This window comes from Actinosynnema pretiosum, from assembly GCF_024171695.1.
Classification (GTDB): domain Bacteria; phylum Actinomycetota; class Actinomycetes; order Mycobacteriales; family Pseudonocardiaceae; genus Actinosynnema; species Actinosynnema pretiosum.
The window spans coordinates 34,426-51,192 of record NZ_JAMTCF010000010.1 but is presented as its reverse complement, the minus strand read 5'-3'; the positions used below and the strand labels follow the sequence as shown (position 1 = coordinate 51,192).

The following is a 16,767-nucleotide window of genomic DNA, read 5'->3' as shown; positions in this document are numbered from 1 at the left end:
CGGCCCAGGCGCCACGACCACGTGGACGGGATGCGGCCCTGCGGTTCAGCGACCGCGCGGACAGGCCGAGGCCTGCGGTTCAGTGAACGGGGTGCTCGCGGGCGAGCGCGGCCACCGCCTCCAGGGTCTGGCGGGTGGTCTCCGGGTCGTCGGACGGCCCCGGTGAGCCTGCCAGGACGGCGACGCGCTCCACCACCCGGCGGTAGTGGTCGTGCGCGCGTTGCAGGGAGTCGGCGCGCTCGGTCTGGGCGCCCAGTTCGGCGGCGCGCCTGTCCTGCTCGGCGCGGGCCTGGTCGAGCTTCGCCTCGGCCTCGGCGGTGAGGCGTTCGACGCGCTGCTCGGTCTCGGCGCGCAGGCGCTCGGCCGTGGCCTCGGCGGCGACGAGCCTGGTGGTGCGCTCGGAGAGCTGGTTGCGCAGCGAGGTCAGCTCGGCCCTGAGCTCGGCGGCCTGCTCGCGGGCGGTCACCTGGGCGTCGGTGGCGGCCTGCACGCGCTGGTCGGCGGACGCGGTGATCGCGGCGACCGTGGCCGTGGCGGTGGCGGTGGACTGCTCGGCCTGGTGGCGGGCCGCGTCCCGCTCGGCGGTGACGCGGGCCAGGTCCAGGAGCGCGGAGCGCTGGACGGTCTCGGCCTCCTCGCGGCGCTTCATCGCCTCCGCGCGTTCCTCGCGCGCGGTGCGGGCGTCGGTGAGCGCCTCGTCCCTGGCCGCTTCCGCCGCGGCCTTCGCCTCGGCCGCCTCGGTGACCGCTTCCGCCGACCTGGCCGTGGCGGCTTCGGCCTTCTCTCGTGCCTCGCGCTCGCGCGCCGCCTCGGCCCTGGCCTGGTCGACCTGCTCGGCGGCCTCGCGCAGTTCGGTGGTGGTGGCGCCCTTCAGCTCGCGCAGGGCCGCGCCCAGCTCCTCCAGCGGTTGCAGGACCTGGGTCGCGGCTGTGACGAACACGCTCGTGGACCCGGACAGGTTTGGCGACGGAGGCGCTTCCAGGGCTTCCGTGAGCGCCGCTTCGGCCGCCGCGAGCTGCTTGCAGGTGTGCCCGCCGGGCCACGCGCGGTCCGGGCAGTACTCGAACGGGCGGCCTCCCCTCGGTCCTGGCGGGGGGAGCGGGGCTTTGCAGCGCGCGAAGGCGCAGAGCGGGGTTTTCTCCGCAGAAGTGACGGGCACACCCAAGATCCTAGTATTAGGTTATGCAACCGGCAACCTTAGGTTGTAGTTGTTTAACTCCAACTGTACTCAGCTACAGAACTGTTCTTTTGTAGCTGAGTTAAAAAGTGGGTAGGGTTGACCTGGGAAGATCACCTAGAGGTAGGGGCACGTGCGGTGAGTGACGTTGTGCTGGTGGGCGGGTCGCCTGAGCTGCGAGGAGAGGGGGGAACCGGGGGTGGGCCGTGGCCGGGGGTCGTGGACCCGGCCACGTTGGTCGGGGAGATCGCCGAGTGGCTGGCGGCGTACGGGAACCCCGCCACCAGGCGGACCTACGCCGAGGGCGTGGGGCTGCCGGTCAGCCCGAACGACGTGCGGGAGTGGCTGGACATCACCGACCCGGCGTGGACCCGCGCCGTGCTCCGGTACAGCGCCGTGCTCCAGATCAACCCCACCCCCGCGACCGACGACCACCGCCCGCCCCCCGCGCCACGAGGGCGGCTGCGGCACCTGCACTGGTTCCGCTGGTGCGCCGGGCTCGGCATCGACCCGCTCCGCGCCGGAACCACGCAGGTCAAGGCCTGGCTCGCCCAGCTCGACGCCGCAGGGGCGGCCGTGGCCACCCGCGACCGGATGCTCGCCACCGTCAAGACGCTCTACGCGCACCTGGCCGACGTCGGGCTCGCCGAGGGCAACCCGGCCGCCCTCGACCGCCGCCGCCTCGGCCTGGTCGCCCCGCGCGACAACGCCACCAGCACCGTCACCCTCACCATCAACCAGGTCCGCGCCCTCTACGACATCGCGCGGGCCCCCCGGCGCGGGGCCTCCGAGGTCGACACCGCCCGCGCCGGGGCCGTCGTCGCCCTGTTCACGCTCGGGCTGCGGGTCAGCGAGATCTGCGGCCTCAACCGCGCCGACCTGCACGTCAACCGGGGGCGGCGGGCGCTGCGGGTGGAGGGCAAGGGCGGCAAGACGCGGATCGTCTACCTGCACTCGCTCGCCGAGACCGCGCTCATGGGCTACCTGCGCACCCAGGAGAGCCGCAGCAAGGAGATCACCAGGGCTGACCGGCGCGCCACCGCCCACACCACCCCGCTGCTGACCACCCGCACCGGCAACCGCTACCAGCGCCAGGCCCTGTGGCAGCTGCTGCGCAGGCTCGCCGAGAGCGGGGGAGACGCCCTGCTCGACGTCGCCGACGCCATGCACCCCCACGCCCTGCGCCACTTCTACGTCACCACCGCCGTCGAGGCGGGCGCCGAACTGGGCAACGTCCAGGCCGACGTCGGGCACAGCAGCATCGACACCACCAGCCAGGTCTACAACCACGCCGCCCGCGACCCGTCCCGCAGCGCCGCCGACCTGGTCGGCCAGGCCCTGGACAACCCGGTCCGGGACGCCTGGTGACCCCGGTCGACGTGGTTCCCAGGAGAGGGGGGCGGGAGGAAGCCGTCCTCAAGTCCACCAACTAGCGTCACCGTGACGTAAGTGGCTGGTGTGGCCGGATGGGCGAATCCCGCGCCTGAACGGCCCCCGGAGGCGGGGAAACCGGGGGATGTGCCGTCCCCTCGCGCGGCACATCCCCCGGCGGTCCTCAGCGACCGCCCCCTTACCGGCCCGCCCCCGCCGTGATCCCCGCGACGATGTGCCGCTGCAACACCAGGAACACCACCACCAGCGGCGCCGCCGCGAGCACCACGGCCGGGAACAGGGTCGACGGCTCGAAGCCGTACGGGCCGACCAGGGTGTACGCGGCCGGGGTGACCGGGCGCAGGGACTCGTCGTCCAGGACCAGCATCGAGACGATCAGGTCGTTCCACACCGCCAGCACCACGAACACCGCCATGGTCGCCGTCGCCGGGCGCAGCAGCGGGAACACCACGGAGGTGAACAGCCTCGGCGTGGAGCAGCCGTCCAGGACCGCGGCCTCCTCCAGCTCCACCGGCACCGCCCGCAGGAACCCGCAGTAGAAGAACACCGCGAACGGCAGGTTCAGCGCGGTGTGCGCCAGCACCGCCCCCAGGTGGGTGTTGATCAGCCCGAGGTCGCGCAGCAGCAGGTACACCGGGGTGAGCACCACGAACACCGGCACGGTCAGCCCGGCCACGAACAGCTGGTACACCACCGCCGTCCACCGCCGCACGTGCCTGGTCAGCGCCCACGCGCACAGCGACCCGGCCAGCACCGTGAGCACCGCCGCGCCGCCGGTCACGACCAGCGTGTTGAGCACCGCCCGCCCGTACCCCATCGCCTCGGCGGCCCGGCCGTAGTTGCCCCACGCCGGGGCGGTCGGCCAGCCGAGCGGGTCGGCGGCGACCTCCGCGTCCGTGCGCAGCGACGCCAGCACCGCGAACAGCAGCGGCGAGAGCACCACCAAGGCCACGGCGACCAGGAACACCGCCGCCACCGGGTGCCCTGGGGACCGCCCGCGCCTCACCACGTCACCTCCCGCCGCCGCAGCACCAGGGTGATCACCAGCGACGCCACCACCGTCACCGCGAGCAGCACCGTCGCCACCGCCGTGCCGTACCCGAACCGGTAGTCGCGGAAGCTGCTCTCCCACACCAGCAGGCTCAGCGTGCGCGTCGCGTCCCCCGGCCCGCCGCCGGTCATCACGAACGGCAGGTCGAACACCCGCAGCGACCCGATCACCGACAGGGTGACGTTGATCGTCAGCGCGGGCGCCAGCAGCGGCCAGTCCACGTGCCGGAAGCGCCGCCACCCGCGCGCCCCGTCCAGCTCGGCCGCCTCGAACACCGAGGTCGGCACGGCCAGGTACCCGGCCAGGAAGATCACCGTCGCGTGCCCCAGGTACATCCACACGTTCGCCACCGCGATCGCGGGCAGCGCCGTCGCCGGGTCCCCCAGCCACACCCGGCGCAGCTCGTCGAGGCCGAGCGCGCCGAGCACCGCGTCCAGCGGCCCGCCCACCGGCGAGTAGACCTGCGCCCACACGTAGCCGACCACGACCACGGCGGTGGTGCTGGGCACCAGCAGCGCGACGCGGGCGAGCGAGCGCACCGACGGCACCCGGTGCAGCCAGTGCGCCAGCAGCAGCGCCAGCCCGTTCTGCGCCACCACCACGACCAGGGTGAACAGCACCGTGTTGCGCACCGCAGCGCCCACGGCCGGGTCGGCCAGCAGCGCCGCGTAGTTGTCCAGGCCGACGAACCGCCCGCCGACCACGCCCCGCGCGTCGGTGAAGCTCAGCGCGACGCCGCGCACCGCCGGGTAGAGCAGCAGCGCCGCGTAGAGGAGGGCCGCGGGCGCGATGAGCGCCAGCGAGGTGCGGGTGCGCAGCATCCCCTCACCCCTGCGCGGGCATCCGGTCGAGGGCCGCGAGCACGCCCTCGGTGGACGTGGCCGGGTCCAGGAACACCTCCTGCAGGGCGGTGCCCATGACCTCCTCGGCTCCGGGGTGGTCGAGGCCCTGCGCGGGCGATCCGGCCCAGCGGCCCGCGTCGAAGGCCGCCACCAGCGCGGACGCCTCGTCCGGCAGGGTCGTGGTCCCGCCGACGAGGGTGGAGAACGCGCCTTCGGCCTCGCAGTACAGGCGGGCGTTGTCGGGTTCGGCCATGAACTTCACGTACTCGCGGGCCAGGTCGGGGCGCCGGGCGTTCGCGTTGACGGCCCAGCCGGTGCCCACGAACGTCACGGCCACCGGCTCGCTCCCGGCCGGACCTGCGGGGATGGGGTTCAGGGAGAAGCGGAAGCCGATGTCGGCGCGGAAGTCGGCGAGCTTCCACGCGCCCTGGACCAGGAACGCCCAGCGGCCCGCCTTGAACTCGGTGAGCGCGTCCGACCAGGCGTCCAGGCCGAGCATGAGCCTGCCGTCGACCGCGCCGGAGGCCACCGCGCGCTTGAGCTCGTCCACCACCGGCGCCCAGTCGGGGTCGAAGCGGGCGCGACCGGCGTTGTAGTCGGCGCTCCAGGTGGGGTCGAGCCGGTTCACGGCCAGCGCGAGGGTGAGCTGCACCCCGCCCCAGCCGCCCTTGTTGGGCACCAGGAGGCCGGGTTTTCCCTGCTCGCGGAGCTTGCCGAGCACCTCCAGCATGGTGGGCCAGTCGCGCGGCACCTCGGTGACGCCCGCCGAGGCCAGCAGGTCGAGGTTCGCGTACAGGCCGATGCCGATGTTCTCCTGGGTGAACTGGCGGGTGCGCCCGTCGACCGTGGTGAACGGCGCGAGCTCGGGCCGCACGGTGGGGACCCAGGGCTGGTCGGACAGGTCGGCGAGGTAGCCCTGGTCGGTCCAGGTGCGGGTCTTCGCCTTGTCGACCATGATCACGTCGGCGGCGGTGCCGGACGCGAGCTTGGGGTTGTTGTACGTCTCGTAGTTGCCGGGCCCGACGTAGTGGTGCTCGACCCGCACGCCGGGGTGGGCCCGCTCGAAGGCCGCGTTCAGCTCGGGTAATCGGGCCTCCTCGCCGCCGCCGCCCTTCCAGCCGACGACGGTGAGCACCTCGCCCGAGGCGCCGTCGTCGGCGGAGCAGGCGGGCAGCGCGGGCAGCAGGGCGATCAGGACCGCCAGGGCGGCCGGTGTCGTGCGCACGGTGTGCTCCCCTCTTTGGCCGCGCGTTTCCCCGCCTGCTCCGGCGGGCGCGCGGGCTCTAGGGCACCACGAGCACCGAGGCGTGCCGCATCCCCGGCGGCATCCCGATGTCGGTGGGTTCCCAGGTGGACATGTCGTCGGCGCTGGCCAGCGCGCCGTAGCCGTCGTCGAGGAAGTGGTCGAAGATCAGCACCCACTCGTCGCCCCTGCGGAACAGCGACGGCCCCTCCACCGGGCTGGGCGTGATCGGCCCGGTGGGCTCGCTCAGCGGGCCGTGCGGGTCGGTGAAGGTGGTGAGCAGGATGTTCTTGTGGTCGGTGCCGGGGGTGTTCTCGCCGCGCTCGTCCTTGAACGCCATGACGTAGCGGCCGTCCGCGCGGGCGACGGTCGCGTCGATCACCGGGTAGCCGGGGTCGAAGAACACCCCGGGCGGGGTGAAGTCGGTGAAGTCGCGGGTGGAGGTGTGCCAGATGCGGTGCTCCTGGTTGGTGTGGTGCCAGTCGTGGTCGTCGTTGTCCGGGTCGACCACGGAGGACCACAACAGGTGCACGACGCCGTCGTCGTCGGTGAACGCCTCCGGGGCCCACGCGTTGCGCGCCCCGGTCACCCCGGACATCGGTTCCAGGAGGCGTTGCGGCGACCAGCGGCGCAGGTCGGGGGAGGTGGCGTGCACGATGCGCGGGCTGGACCAGCCGTCGGTGGCCAGCAGGTGGTAGAGCCCGTCCGGGCCGAGCAGCAGGAACGGGTCGCGCAGCGTTCCGGCGCCGACCTGCCCGCGCAGCACCGGGGCGCCGTCGTCGAGCGGGGTGAAGTGGTGGCCGTCGGGGCTGGTGGCCACGTGCAGGGCCTCGTGGTCGGTGGTGAAGTAGGACAGCACGTGCACGGTTCTAGAGCACCCCCCTGGTGGTGCCCCTGGTGATCAGCGTGGTGTCCATCCGGACGCGCCGGGCCGGGGTGGTGTCGGGTCGGTCGGTGAGCATTCGCACGGCGGTGACTCCCATGTCGTGCAGCGGTTGTCGGACGGTGGTCAGTCCGGGGAAGAGCTGGGCGGCCAGCGGCAGGTCGTCGAAGCCGACGACGCTCAGGTCGGCGGGCACGGACAGCCCGCGCGCGCGGGCGGCGTCGACGACGCCCAGCGCGATCAGGTCCGAGGCGGCGACCACCGCGGTGGGCGGTTCGGCGCGCTCGGCCAGGGTGGCGCCCGCGTGGAAGCCCCACTCGTGGCTGAACGCCCCGTCGGGCACCTCGTCGGCGGGCAGGCCCGCGAGCCGGACGGCGTCGCGGTACCCGCGCAGCCGCTCGGCCGAGGACTCGAAGCCGGGGTGGCCGCACACGTGCGCGATCCGGGTGTGCCCGAGCTCGATGAGGTGCTCGGTGGCCTGGCGCGAGCCGCCGTAGTTGTCGACGGCGACGGTGGGCGGGGCGATGTCGAACGCGCGCGGGTCGACGACGACGGTCGGGCAGCGCGGCGCGGTGTCCGCGAGCAGCGCGAGCGCGTCGTCGTCGAGCACGGGCGCGACCAGCAGCAGCGCGTCCACCAGGCCGCCGGTGAGCAGGCCGATGCGCTCGGTCTCCCGGTGGGCGTCCTGGTAGGTGGCGCTGATGAGGACCTCCCGCTGGGCCACGGCCAGCTCGTCGGCGATCCCCCGGACGATCTCCAGGGCGTACTGGCTGGTCAGGTCGTGCGTGAGCACCCCGACCAGCCCGGTGCGCCCGCCGCGCAGGTGGCGTGCGGCCAGGTTGGGCCGGTAGCCGAGCCTGCGCGCGGCGTCGAGGACGCGCTCCCTGGTGGCCTCGGACGCGCCGGGGCGGTTGTTGAGCACGTTGGAGACGGTCATGGCCGAGGTCCCCGCCTCGGTGGCGACCTGGGCGATCGTGACCCTGGGCAACGGGACCCCCTTTCGCGTTAGCGTTAAAGTTTAACGATAAGGCTGAGGGTGTCCAGGACTGTGCGGGTGACGGCGTGGCGGATGGCCAGGCGACGACCGATGACACCAGGCCGGTGTCCGCGCTCGGTGCCCTTGTCAGGGGGTGGTTTCGCGAGAGGAGCGCACTTCGGCGGGGACAGGGCCAGTTCCGGTGATTACGACTGTGGCATGCGCACCGATCATCCTGCGGCACGGCTGCCGCTCGAGGTTCCGCAGTGGCACGAAGATGCTGCTTGCAGGCTCTTTCCTGAACTCGATCGCAGAGAAGTGCGCCGTGACGGGCGGGTCGTCGAGCCTGCTTTCAACGCCTGGCACGACTCGAAACCCGCCAGCGTGCACGCGTTGGTCGCCCTGGTGATCTGCTCTGGCTGTCCAGTGCGGTTGCCCTGCGCGGTGAGCGCGTTGGAACGCGGCGAGCCGTGGGGTGTGTGGGGAGGCCTCGACCGGGTGGCACGCAAGCGAGTGGCGGCCGAGTTCGGGTTCCCCGTTCCCGCCGACCTCCCACCGCACGGCACCAACTCACGGCGGGTGCGATGGGGATGTGACTGCCGCGAGTGCAAGGACGCACACGCCTTGTACGAGCGCGAGCGGCGTCGGAAGACGGCGAAGTGAGGAGTCGCCGCCTTCCGATCATCCCCGGCAGTCCTACTCCGACAGGAACCGGTCCAGCACCCGCGCCCCGAACCGCAGCCCGTCCACCGGCACCCGCTCGTCCACCCCGTGCGCCATCGCCCGGTAGTCGAACCCCTCCGGCAGGGCCAGCGGCGCGAAGCCGTAGCAGTCGATGCCCAGCGTGCTGAACGCCTTCGCGTCCGTGCCCCCGCCCATGCAGTACGGCACGACCACCGCCTCCGGGTCCTCCGCCCGCAGCGCGCGCTCCATCGCCTCGAACCACGGCCCGTCGGCGGGCGCCTGCACGGCGGGCTGGTTCTCCAGGAACTCCCGCTCCACGCCCGGCCCGAGCAGCGCGTCCAGGTCCGCCAGCAGCTCCTCCTCGGTCCCCGGCAGCGTCCGCACGTCCAGCTCCGCGACCGCCGTGCCGGGGATGACGTTGACCTTGTACCCGGCGCGCAGCACGGTCGGCGTGGTGCTGCACCGGACCGTCGACTCGGCCAGCGCCCCCACCGGCCCGAGCCGCGCCAGGGCGCCGTCGACGTCGGCCAGGTCCACCGGCACGCCCAGCGCCGCGCCGGTGCGCTCCAGGAACATCCGCACCGCCGGGGTCAGCCGCACCGGGTGGCGGTGGGCGGCGATCCTCGCGAGCGCCTGGGCGAGCTTGACCACGGCGTTGTCGTCGTTGCGCCGCGACCCGTGCCCGGCCCGGCCCCTCGCGGTCAGCCTCAGGTGCATGGTGCCGCGCTCGGCGGTGCCGATCGGGTACACCCGCCTGCCGCCGGAGCGGTACGAGTAGCCGCCGGACTCGCTGATCGCGGCGCTCACCCCGGCGAAGTGGTCGCGGTGGTGCTGGACCAGCCAGTGCGCGCCCAGGTCGCCCCGGTCCTCCTCGTCGGCGACGAACGCCAGCACCACGTCGCGCCGGGGCCGCCGCCCGGTGCGCGACCACTCGCCGACCACGGCCAGGGTCATGGCGACCATGTCCTTCATGTCCACCGCGCCGCGCCCCCACAGGAACCCGCCCTCCTGCACCCCGGCGAACGGCGGCACGCTCCACTCCGAGGCGTCGGCGGGCACCACGTCCAGGTGGGCCTGCACCAGCACGGCGGGCAGGGACGGGTCGCTGCCGGGCACGCGCGCCAGGACGCTGGTGCGCCGGGGGGCGGGTTCGACCAGGGTGGCGCCGATGCCGCAGCCCTCCAGGTGGGCGGCGACGAACTCGGCGGCCTCGCGCTCGCCCTCGGCGTCCCCGCGCCCCCGGTTGGTGGTGTCGATGCGCAGCAGCGCGGCGCAGAGGTCCACGACGTCTTCAGCCATGGGGCCTAACCGTAGATGCCCTCAACGGCCCCCGCCGCGATGGCCGTCACGACCTTGAACGCCTGCATCGCGAGCGTCATGGACGCCGCGTCGAACCCCACCCGCAGCGGGGCCAGCAGCTCCACGGTGGGCACGACGGCCGCCGCGGCGGCCAGGTGGGTGGCGTCGAACTCGACCTCGATCCGGTGCGCGGCCACCGCCCCCTCGGTCCGGCCAAGGCGCGCGGCGCAGCGGCGGGCGGCCTCGGTGATCAGCGCGGAGGTGACGGTCGGGGGCGCGCAGATCGCGGCGTAGCGGCTGACGCACTCCTTGACCACGGCCAGCTCCGCGCCGGGGGCGTAGTCGGCGGCGTCGGCGCAGGCCCGGTCGTCGCCGGTGACCAGCAGCACCGGCACCCCGTGCTCGGCGGCCAGCGCCGCGTTGAGCCTGCCCTCGGAGGCGGGCACGCCGTCCAACCACACGCCGGTGATCGAGTTCTCCAGGTAGGTGTGGGCGAGCACGCCCTCCTGCCCGGCGCCCGCGTGGTAGCCGAGGAACACCACGCCGTCCACGTCGCCGTCGATCCCCTGCATCATCGACAGGGGCTTGTGGCGGCCGGTGAGCATCCTGGCGCGCGGGTCCAGGGCCTCCAGCAGGAGGTTGCGCTGGCTGGAGTGGGCCTCGTTGACCAGCACGTCGTCCGCGCCGCCGTCGAGCAGCCCGGCGGCGCAGGCGTTGACGTCGTCGGTGAACATCCGGCGGAAGCGCTGCCACTGCTCGGTCTGCGGCACCACGTCGGCGGTGCAGGTGACGCCGGTGGCGCCCTCCATGTCGGCGGAGATCAGCACGCGCACGGGTTCACCCCCACCGCTTCATGACAACTCTTGACGCTACTACCGCCATAGTGGTTAATTTCTGACATCCACTCAGTGTAGGAGGGGGTCACTGTGGGTGTCTGGCAGCGTATCGCCGCCGCGTCGGCGGCGGCAGGTCTGTCCGTGTTGCCCTTCGGGGTACCGGCCCAGGCCCAGAACGAGATCGCGTTACGGGTGGCGATCACCCAGCAGGTCGACTCGCTCAACCCGTTCCTGGCCACCTTCCAGGCCAGCACCGAGGTCGGCAGGCTCATGTACGACTTCCTCACCGCCTACGACCAGCGCGACCAAACCCCCGTCCCCGCCCTCGCCGACCGCTGGTCCTCCAGCGAGGACCGGCTCACCTGGACCTTCCACATCCCCGAGGGCCGCAAGTGGTCCGACGGCCAGGACATCACCGCCGACGACGTCGCCTTCACCTACGACCTGATGATGCGCGACACCACCGCCGCCACCGCCAACGGCAGCTTCACCGCCGACTTCGAGTCCGTCACCGCCTCCCCGGACGGCCGCGAGGTCGTGATCAGGACCAAGCAGCCGCAGGCCACCATGCTCGCCCTGGACGTGCCCATCGTCCCCGAGCACGTCTGGTCGAAGGTCACCAGCGTCGGCGACTACACCAACGACCAGGGCCCGGTCGTGGGCAGCGGACCGTTCGTGCTCGCCGAGCACAAGCCCAACGAGTTCATCCGCTTCACAGCCAACAAGACCTACTGGCGCGGCGCGCCCAAGTACGACAGCCTCGTCTTCGTCTACTACAAGACCACCGACGCCGCCGCCCAGGCGCTGGCCAAGGGCGAGGTCGACCTGGTCAACCGCCTCGGCCCCGCCCAGTTCGACTCGCTGGACGGCGCCGAGGGCGTCACCCGCAACAAGGCCAACGGCCGCCGCTTCAACGAGCTGGTGATCAACTCCGGCGCCGCCACCAACACCGGCGAGCCCATCGGCGACGGCCACCCCGCCCTGCGCGACCTCGTCGTGCGCCGCGCGATCGCCCAGGCCATCGACCGCGACGCCATCATCGCCCGCGTCAACAACGGCTACGCCCAGCGCGGCACCGGCCCCATCCCGCCGGTCTTCCCCGCCTACCACCTCCCGCAGCCCGACCCCGACCCGCTGCCGCACGACCCCGCCGCGGCAGGCGCCGCCCTCGACGCCGCCGGGTACGCGCGCGGCGCCGACGGCACCCGCGCCAAGGACGGCCGCCCGCTCAAGCTGCGGCTGCTCGGCCACTCCAGCCGCGCCTACGACGAGCAGGCCGCCGAGTTCGTCAAGGGCGGCCTCGCCGAGATCGGCGTCGCCGTCGACGTGCAGATCGTCTCCGACAACCAGCTCAACGAGTCCGCCACCGCGGGCACCTTCGACCTGGTCTTCTCCGGCTGGGGCACCAACCCCGACCCCGACTTCATCCTGTCGCTGCACACCTGCGCCCAGCGCCCCGGCGCCGACGGCAAGGGCGGAACCACCGACACGTTCTTCTGCGACCCCGAGTACGACGCCCTGCACGCCCGCCAGCGCGCCGAGTTCGACCAGGCCAAGCGCTCGGACCTGGTCAAGCAGATGCAGCGGCGCTTCTACGAGCAGGTCCCGGCCGTCGTCCTCGGCTACGACAACGTGCTGGAGGCCTACCGCAGCGACAAGTTCACCGGCTTCCCCGTCCAACCCGACCCCGGCGGCGTGATCATGGCCCAGAACGGCGTGTGGGGCTACTACGGCGCCACCCCCGCAGCCACCACCGCGAGCCGCGAGAACGGCGGCAGCACCCCGGTCGTGGTCCTGATCGCGGGCATCGCCGCGCTCGTCGTCGCGGGCGGGGTCGTGCTGGCCCGCAGGCGCGGCGCGGGCGCCGAGGACCGCGAGTGAGCACCCGCTACCTGCTCGGGAAGCTGGCGGGCGCGGCGGCGAGCCTGGTCCTCGTCGTCGTGCTCGGCTTCCTGCTCTTCCGCGTCATCCCCGGCGACCCGGTGGTCGCCATGACCAGGGGCCGCCCGGTCACCCGCGACCAGCTCGCCGTCCTGCGCGCCGAGCTCGGGGTCGACCGGCCGGTCCACGAGCAGTTCACCGCCTGGGTCGCCGACGCGCTGCGCGGCGACCTGGGCACCTCCTACATCTTCCGCCGCCCCGTGCTGGAGCTGATCGGCGAACGCCTGTGGCCGACCGTGCTGCTCGCGGGCACCGCCACCGTCCTCGCCGTCGCGCTCGGCCTGTGGCTGGGCGTGCGCGGCGCCTGGCGGCACGACAGCGCCTTCGACCGCGTCTCCACCGGCGCCGCCCTGGCCCAGTGGGCCATGCCCACCTTCTGGCTCGGGCTGCTGCTGTCCATGATCACCGGCGACCTGTTCCCCAGCGGCGGGATGCGCTACCCCGACACCCCGCCCGACTTCCTCCCGCAGGCGCTCGACGTCGCCCACCACATGGTGCTGCCCGTGCTCACCATGGTCTCCGTCGTCTACGCCCAGTACCTGCTGGTCATGCGCTCCTCACTGCTGGAGGAGAAGCACGCCGACTACATCACCACCGCCCGCGCCAAGGGTCTGCGCGACGACCTGGTGCGCCGCCGCCACGCCGTGCCCAACGCCCTGCTGCCCACCGTCACCCTCGTCTTCCTGCACCTCGGGCTGGTCGTGTCCGGCGCGATCACCGTCGAGACGGTGTTCTCCTGGCCGGGCCTCGGCCTGCTGACCTACGAGGCGCTCACCGGACCGGACCTGCAACTGCTCCAGGGGGTGTTCGTGCTGCTCGCGGGCGCGGTGGTGCTGATGAACGTGCTGGCCGACCTGCTCTACCGGGTCCTGGACCCCAGGGTGCGCGCCTCGTGAGCGCCCTGGTCAGGCGCCGCCGCCTCGCCGCCGCCGCGGCCACCTGGCGCGCCTTCGCCGCCCACCGCGCCGGACTGGCCGGACTGGTGCTGCTCGGCGCCATCGCCGCGCTCGCTCTGCTCGCCCCCCTGCTCACCGACGCGAGCGGCCTGGACGTCACCAAGGCCACCGGAGCCCCCTACCGGCCGCCCAGCGGCGAGCACTGGCTGGGCACCGACAACAGCGGTCGCTCGGTGCTGCTGCTGACCTGGTGGGGCACCCGCGTGTCCCTGGTCGTCGGCCTGGCCGCCGCCGTGCTGTCCGTGCTCATCGGCACCGTCGTCGGCGTCACCGCCGCGCACTTCCGCCGCACCGAGGGCGTGCTCATGGGCGCCACCGACTTCTTCCTCGCCCTGCCCTCGCTGGTGCTGGCCATCGCCCTGTCCACCGTGCTGCCGCGCGGGCTGGCCACGATCGTGCTCGCCATCGGCGTCACCTCCTGGCCCTCCACCGCCCGCCTGGTGCGCGCCCAGACCCTCGCCGTGGAGGCCCGCCCGTTCGTCGAGCGCGCCAGGGCCCTCGGCGGCGGGCACCTGCACGTGGTCGGGCGGCACGTGCTGCCCGCCGTGCTGCCGCTGGTGCTGGTCAACACCACCCTGGCGGTGGCCAGCGCGATCATCTCCGAGTCGACCCTGTCGTTCCTGGGCCTGGGCGACCCCACCCGCGTGTCCTGGGGGTCGATGCTGCACGCGGCCAGCAGCTACGGGGCCGTCTCGCAGCGCGCCTGGTGGTTCATCCTCCCGCCGGGGCTGGGGGTGGTGGCCGTGGTGCTGGCGTTCACCCTGTGCGGGCGCGCCATGGAGTCCGTGCTCATCCCCAGGCTGGGAGGCCACCGATGACCGCCGCCGCCGCCTCTGCCTCCGCCTCTCCCTCTGCCGGGCCGCTGCTGCGCGTCCGGGACCTGCGGGTGCGCTACGCCCGCTCCCGCGACGAGCACCCCGCCGTCGACGGCGTCGACCTCGACCTGGACGCCGGCCAGACCCTCGGCCTGGCGGGGGAGTCGGGCTGCGGCAAGTCCACCGTGGCCATGTCCGTGCTGCGCCTGCTGCCCCGCACCGCCGAGGTCACCGGGCGGATCGAGCTCGGCGGCGAGGACGTGACCACCATGTCCTGGGGCAGGCTGCGCGCCGTGCGCTGGGCCGAGGCGTCCGTGGTGTTCCAGGGCGCCATGCACGCCTTCAACCCCGTGCGGCGCGTCGGCGGCCAGATCGCCGAGCCCATGCGCCTGCACGGCGTCCCCGCCCCCTCGGGCGTGGACGCCGCCGTCGCCGACCTGCTCGACCAGGTCGAGCTGCCCGCGCGCGCCGCCCGCGCCTACCCCCACGAGCTCTCCGGCGGCCAGAAGCAGCGCGCCATGATCGCCATGGCGCTGGCCTGCGCGCCCGACCTCGTCATCGCCGACGAGCCCACCACCGCGCTCGACGTCGTCGTCCAGGCCCAGGTCCTGGGCCTGCTCACCCGGCTGGTCGCCGAGCGCGGCATCGGCCTGGTCGTGATCAGCCACGACCTGTCCGTGCTCGCCGCCACCTGCGACCGGCTCGCCGTGATGCGCCGGGGCAAGGTCGTCGAGCAGGGCCCCACCCGGCAGGTCATCGCCGCCCCCGTCCACGAGCACTCGCGCGCGCTGGCCGCCGCGTTCCCCACCGTGGGCGACCCGGCGTTCCGGCGGGTGCGCGCGCACGACGAGCCGGGGGCGCCGCTGCTGAGCGCCCGCGACCTGCGGGTGGCCTTCGACGGGGTGGCGGCCGTGGACGGGGTCGACCTGGACGTGCGGCCGGGCGAGATCGTCGCCCTGGTCGGCCAGTCCGGCTCAGGCAAGACCACCCTGGCCCGCACCCTGCTCGGCCTGCAACGCCCCACCTCCGGCCGCGTCGAGTTCGACGGCGCACCGCTGCCCCGCTCCTCGTCCGGGCTGCGCGCGTTCCGGCGGCAGGTGCAGCTGGTGCTCCAGGACCCCACCAGCGCGCTGAACCCGAGGCACTCGGTGTACGAGGCCATCGCCGAGGGCCTGCGCATCCACCGCGTCGACGGCGACGAGGCCGCCCTGGTCGCGGCGGCGCTGGAGCAGGCCGAGCTGCGGCCACCGGTGTCGTTCACCCACGCGCTGCCGCACGAGCTGTCCGGCGGGCAGCGGCAGCGCGTGGTCATCGCGGGCGCGCTGGCACTGGGCCCCAGGCTGCTGATCGCGGACGAGCCGGTGGCGTCGCTGGACGCGTCGGTGCGCGGGGAGATCCTGGCGCTGCTGCTGCGCCTGCGCGCCGATCTGGGCCTGGGCGCGCTGGTGATCACCCACGACCTGGGCCTGGCGTGGACCATCGCCGACCGGGTGGTGGTGATGCTGGACGGGCGGTTCGTGGAGCAGGGACCGGTGGAGGAGGTGCTGCTGCGGCCTCGGCACGAGTACACCCGCGCGCTGCTGGCGGCGGTGTGGCCGCTGGACTCGCGGCAGCGGGCCGGGAGGGGCGGGCCGGAGGCGGGGTGAGCTCGGCGGGGGCGTCCGGCCGTGAGCAGCGTCGAAGCGGGCACGTTCGGCCGAACGGACGCCTAGTCTGGCGCGGGTGACCCCTCCGAACCGGCACTCCCGGCGCTGCGGCGCGCCCGACGACGTCCACGTGCACCGGGTGAGCGAGCACGACCCGGTCGGGCGGGACGAGCGCGGCCACCGCAGCGGGGACCGGGGCCCGGCGGAGGCCGCGCACCTGGAGGCGGTGGCGGCGTTCGCGCGGGAGAGCGGGGTGGACGCGCTGGAGGTCCGCGATCCGGGCGCGCGCGACCTGGAGGCGCTGACCGAGTCGCTCGGCCTGCCTCCCGGCGGCTACCACGACGGCGCCGTCGTCCCCCTGGCGGTGGGCCTGGAGCTGGTGCGGACCATGCTGCGCGAGGAGGGCGCGTGGTGCCGCCTGGAGGCGCCGGGGGTGTTCTTCACGCACGTCGGGTACGACCAGCACGTGTACGTGGGCACCGCGGGCCCGTGCCCGGCGGCGGTGACGCGCACGCGCGAGCTGGGCCTGTTCGCCGAGCCGATCCCGGACTCCCCGTACGACCCCTGCCTGACCCCGCCGGTGACCCACGACGCGGCCGACGCGGACTTCTGGACCTGGCTGTCGGGCGCGGGCGGGCTCCTGGAGGAGCAGCACCTCAACAACACCGCCCGCTGGCACCGCGTGCCCGCCGAGGCGGGCGCCCTGCGGGCGGGGCTGGCGCCGAGGGCGCTGCTGCGGGTGTGGCCGGGCCTGGACCCCGACGTCCCCGGCGTGCTGGCCGGGGTGGGCGAGCACGGAGGTGTGGTGGAGGCGGTGTGGGAGGACGCCGGGGGCGCGCTGCGCTCGCGCCTGCTGGACGAGACCGACTACCCGGCGCTGCCCGCCCTGCTCTCGGGCGCGCGGGCGGCGAGGCTGATCCCCGGCGCCGTGGACGCCCGCGTCCCGCTGCGCACGGCGGTGCTGCCGGACGCGGACGGCGTGGTGCGGGCCCGCTGGCCGGAGTGAACCGGTCCGCCGCTCACCCC

15 protein-coding genes are annotated in these 16,767 nt (G+C 73.9%); 7 read left to right on the top strand and 8 right to left on the bottom strand.

Going from position 1 to position 16,767, the window contains the following annotated elements:
* Positions 1 to 79 precede the first annotated feature (79 nt).
* Complete coding sequence (locus LV78_RS21120) at positions 80 to 940, bottom strand: coiled-coil domain-containing protein (protein WP_253847016.1); 861 nt, start codon at positions 938 to 940, stop codon at positions 80 to 82.
* Positions 941 to 1,315: 375 nt separating this feature from the next.
* Between LV78_RS21120 and LV78_RS21115 the strand changes: the two genes are divergently transcribed.
* The gene (locus LV78_RS21115) at positions 1,316 to 2,545 is read left to right on the top strand and encodes a tyrosine-type recombinase/integrase (protein WP_253847015.1); all 1,230 of its coding nucleotides are present in this window, start codon (positions 1,316 to 1,318) and stop codon (positions 2,543 to 2,545) included.
* 202 nt (positions 2,546 to 2,747) lie between these two features.
* Here the strand turns inward: LV78_RS21115 and LV78_RS21110 are convergent, their stop codons facing one another.
* From LV78_RS21110 to LV78_RS21090, 5 genes are read right to left on the bottom strand one after another with little or no spacing between them, the layout of a single operon-like run.
* Entirely contained in the window at positions 2,748 to 3,575 is an 828-nt protein-coding gene (locus tag LV78_RS21110; RefSeq protein ID WP_253847013.1) for a carbohydrate ABC transporter permease, read from the bottom strand.
* Positions 3,572 to 4,441 carry a carbohydrate ABC transporter permease gene (locus LV78_RS21105; protein WP_253847011.1) on the bottom strand — a complete coding sequence of 290 codons (870 nt, stop codon included), beginning with the start codon at positions 4,439 to 4,441 and terminating at the stop codon, positions 3,572 to 3,574. Before LV78_RS21105 ends, LV78_RS21110 begins: the two co-directional genes overlap by 4 nt.
* A 4-nt stretch (positions 4,442 to 4,445) precedes the next feature.
* Complete coding sequence (locus LV78_RS21100; RefSeq protein WP_253847009.1) at positions 4,446 to 5,687, bottom strand: ABC transporter substrate-binding protein; 1,242 nt, start codon at positions 5,685 to 5,687, stop codon at positions 4,446 to 4,448.
* 58 nt (positions 5,688 to 5,745) lie between these two features.
* Complete coding sequence (locus tag LV78_RS21095) at positions 5,746 to 6,570, bottom strand: glycoside hydrolase family 43 protein (protein WP_253847007.1); 825 nt, start codon at positions 6,568 to 6,570, stop codon at positions 5,746 to 5,748.
* A gap of 4 nt (positions 6,571 to 6,574) precedes the next feature.
* Entirely contained in the window at positions 6,575 to 7,576 is a 1,002-nt protein-coding gene (locus LV78_RS21090; protein WP_253847006.1) for a LacI family DNA-binding transcriptional regulator, read from the bottom strand.
* An 81-nt stretch (positions 7,577 to 7,657) separates the two neighbouring features.
* Here LV78_RS21090 and LV78_RS42040 point away from each other — a divergent pair, with 81 nt between their 5' ends.
* Positions 7,658 to 8,227 carry a WhiB family transcriptional regulator gene (locus LV78_RS42040; protein ID WP_372494982.1) on the top strand — a complete coding sequence of 190 codons (570 nt, stop codon included), beginning with the start codon at positions 7,658 to 7,660 and terminating at the stop codon, positions 8,225 to 8,227.
* 33 nt (positions 8,228 to 8,260) lie between these two features.
* Here the strand turns inward: LV78_RS42040 and LV78_RS21080 are convergent, their stop codons facing one another.
* Both LV78_RS21080 and LV78_RS21075 read right to left on the bottom strand, forming a co-directional pair.
* Positions 8,261 to 9,547, bottom strand: coding sequence for a M20/M25/M40 family metallo-hydrolase (locus tag LV78_RS21080; RefSeq protein WP_253847004.1), 1,287 nt, complete (start codon positions 9,545 to 9,547; stop codon positions 8,261 to 8,263).
* Between the two features lie 5 nt (positions 9,548 to 9,552).
* The gene (locus LV78_RS21075) at positions 9,553 to 10,380 is read right to left on the bottom strand and encodes a M55 family metallopeptidase (protein WP_253847002.1); all 828 of its coding nucleotides are present in this window, start codon (positions 10,378 to 10,380) and stop codon (positions 9,553 to 9,555) included.
* Positions 10,381 to 10,473: 93 nt separating this feature from the next.
* On the opposite strand from LV78_RS21075, the gene LV78_RS21070 reads away from it, so the two are divergent.
* From LV78_RS21070 to LV78_RS21050, 5 genes are all read left to right on the top strand, one after another.
* Positions 10,474 to 12,264, top strand: a complete 1,791-nt coding sequence (locus LV78_RS21070; protein WP_253846996.1) for an ABC transporter substrate-binding protein — start codon at positions 10,474 to 10,476, stop codon at positions 12,262 to 12,264.
* Positions 12,261 to 13,220 (top strand): ABC transporter permease, encoded by a 960-nt coding sequence (locus LV78_RS21065; protein ID WP_253846995.1) that lies wholly within the window; start codon positions 12,261 to 12,263, stop codon positions 13,218 to 13,220. Before LV78_RS21070 ends, LV78_RS21065 begins: the two co-directional genes overlap by 4 nt.
* Positions 13,217 to 14,098 carry an ABC transporter permease gene (locus LV78_RS21060; RefSeq protein ID WP_253846993.1) on the top strand — a complete coding sequence of 294 codons (882 nt, stop codon included), beginning with the start codon at positions 13,217 to 13,219 and terminating at the stop codon, positions 14,096 to 14,098. The genes LV78_RS21065 and LV78_RS21060 overlap by 4 nt, the downstream gene beginning before the upstream one ends.
* Entirely contained in the window at positions 14,095 to 15,741 is a 1,647-nt protein-coding gene (gene nikE / locus LV78_RS21055; RefSeq protein WP_253846991.1) for a nickel ABC transporter ATP-binding protein NikE, read from the top strand. Before LV78_RS21060 ends, nikE begins: the two co-directional genes overlap by 4 nt.
* A gap of 76 nt (positions 15,742 to 15,817) precedes the next feature.
* Entirely contained in the window at positions 15,818 to 16,747 is a 930-nt protein-coding gene (locus LV78_RS21050) for an RNA-binding protein (RefSeq protein WP_253846989.1), read from the top strand.
* Positions 16,748 to 16,767 lie beyond the last annotated feature (20 nt).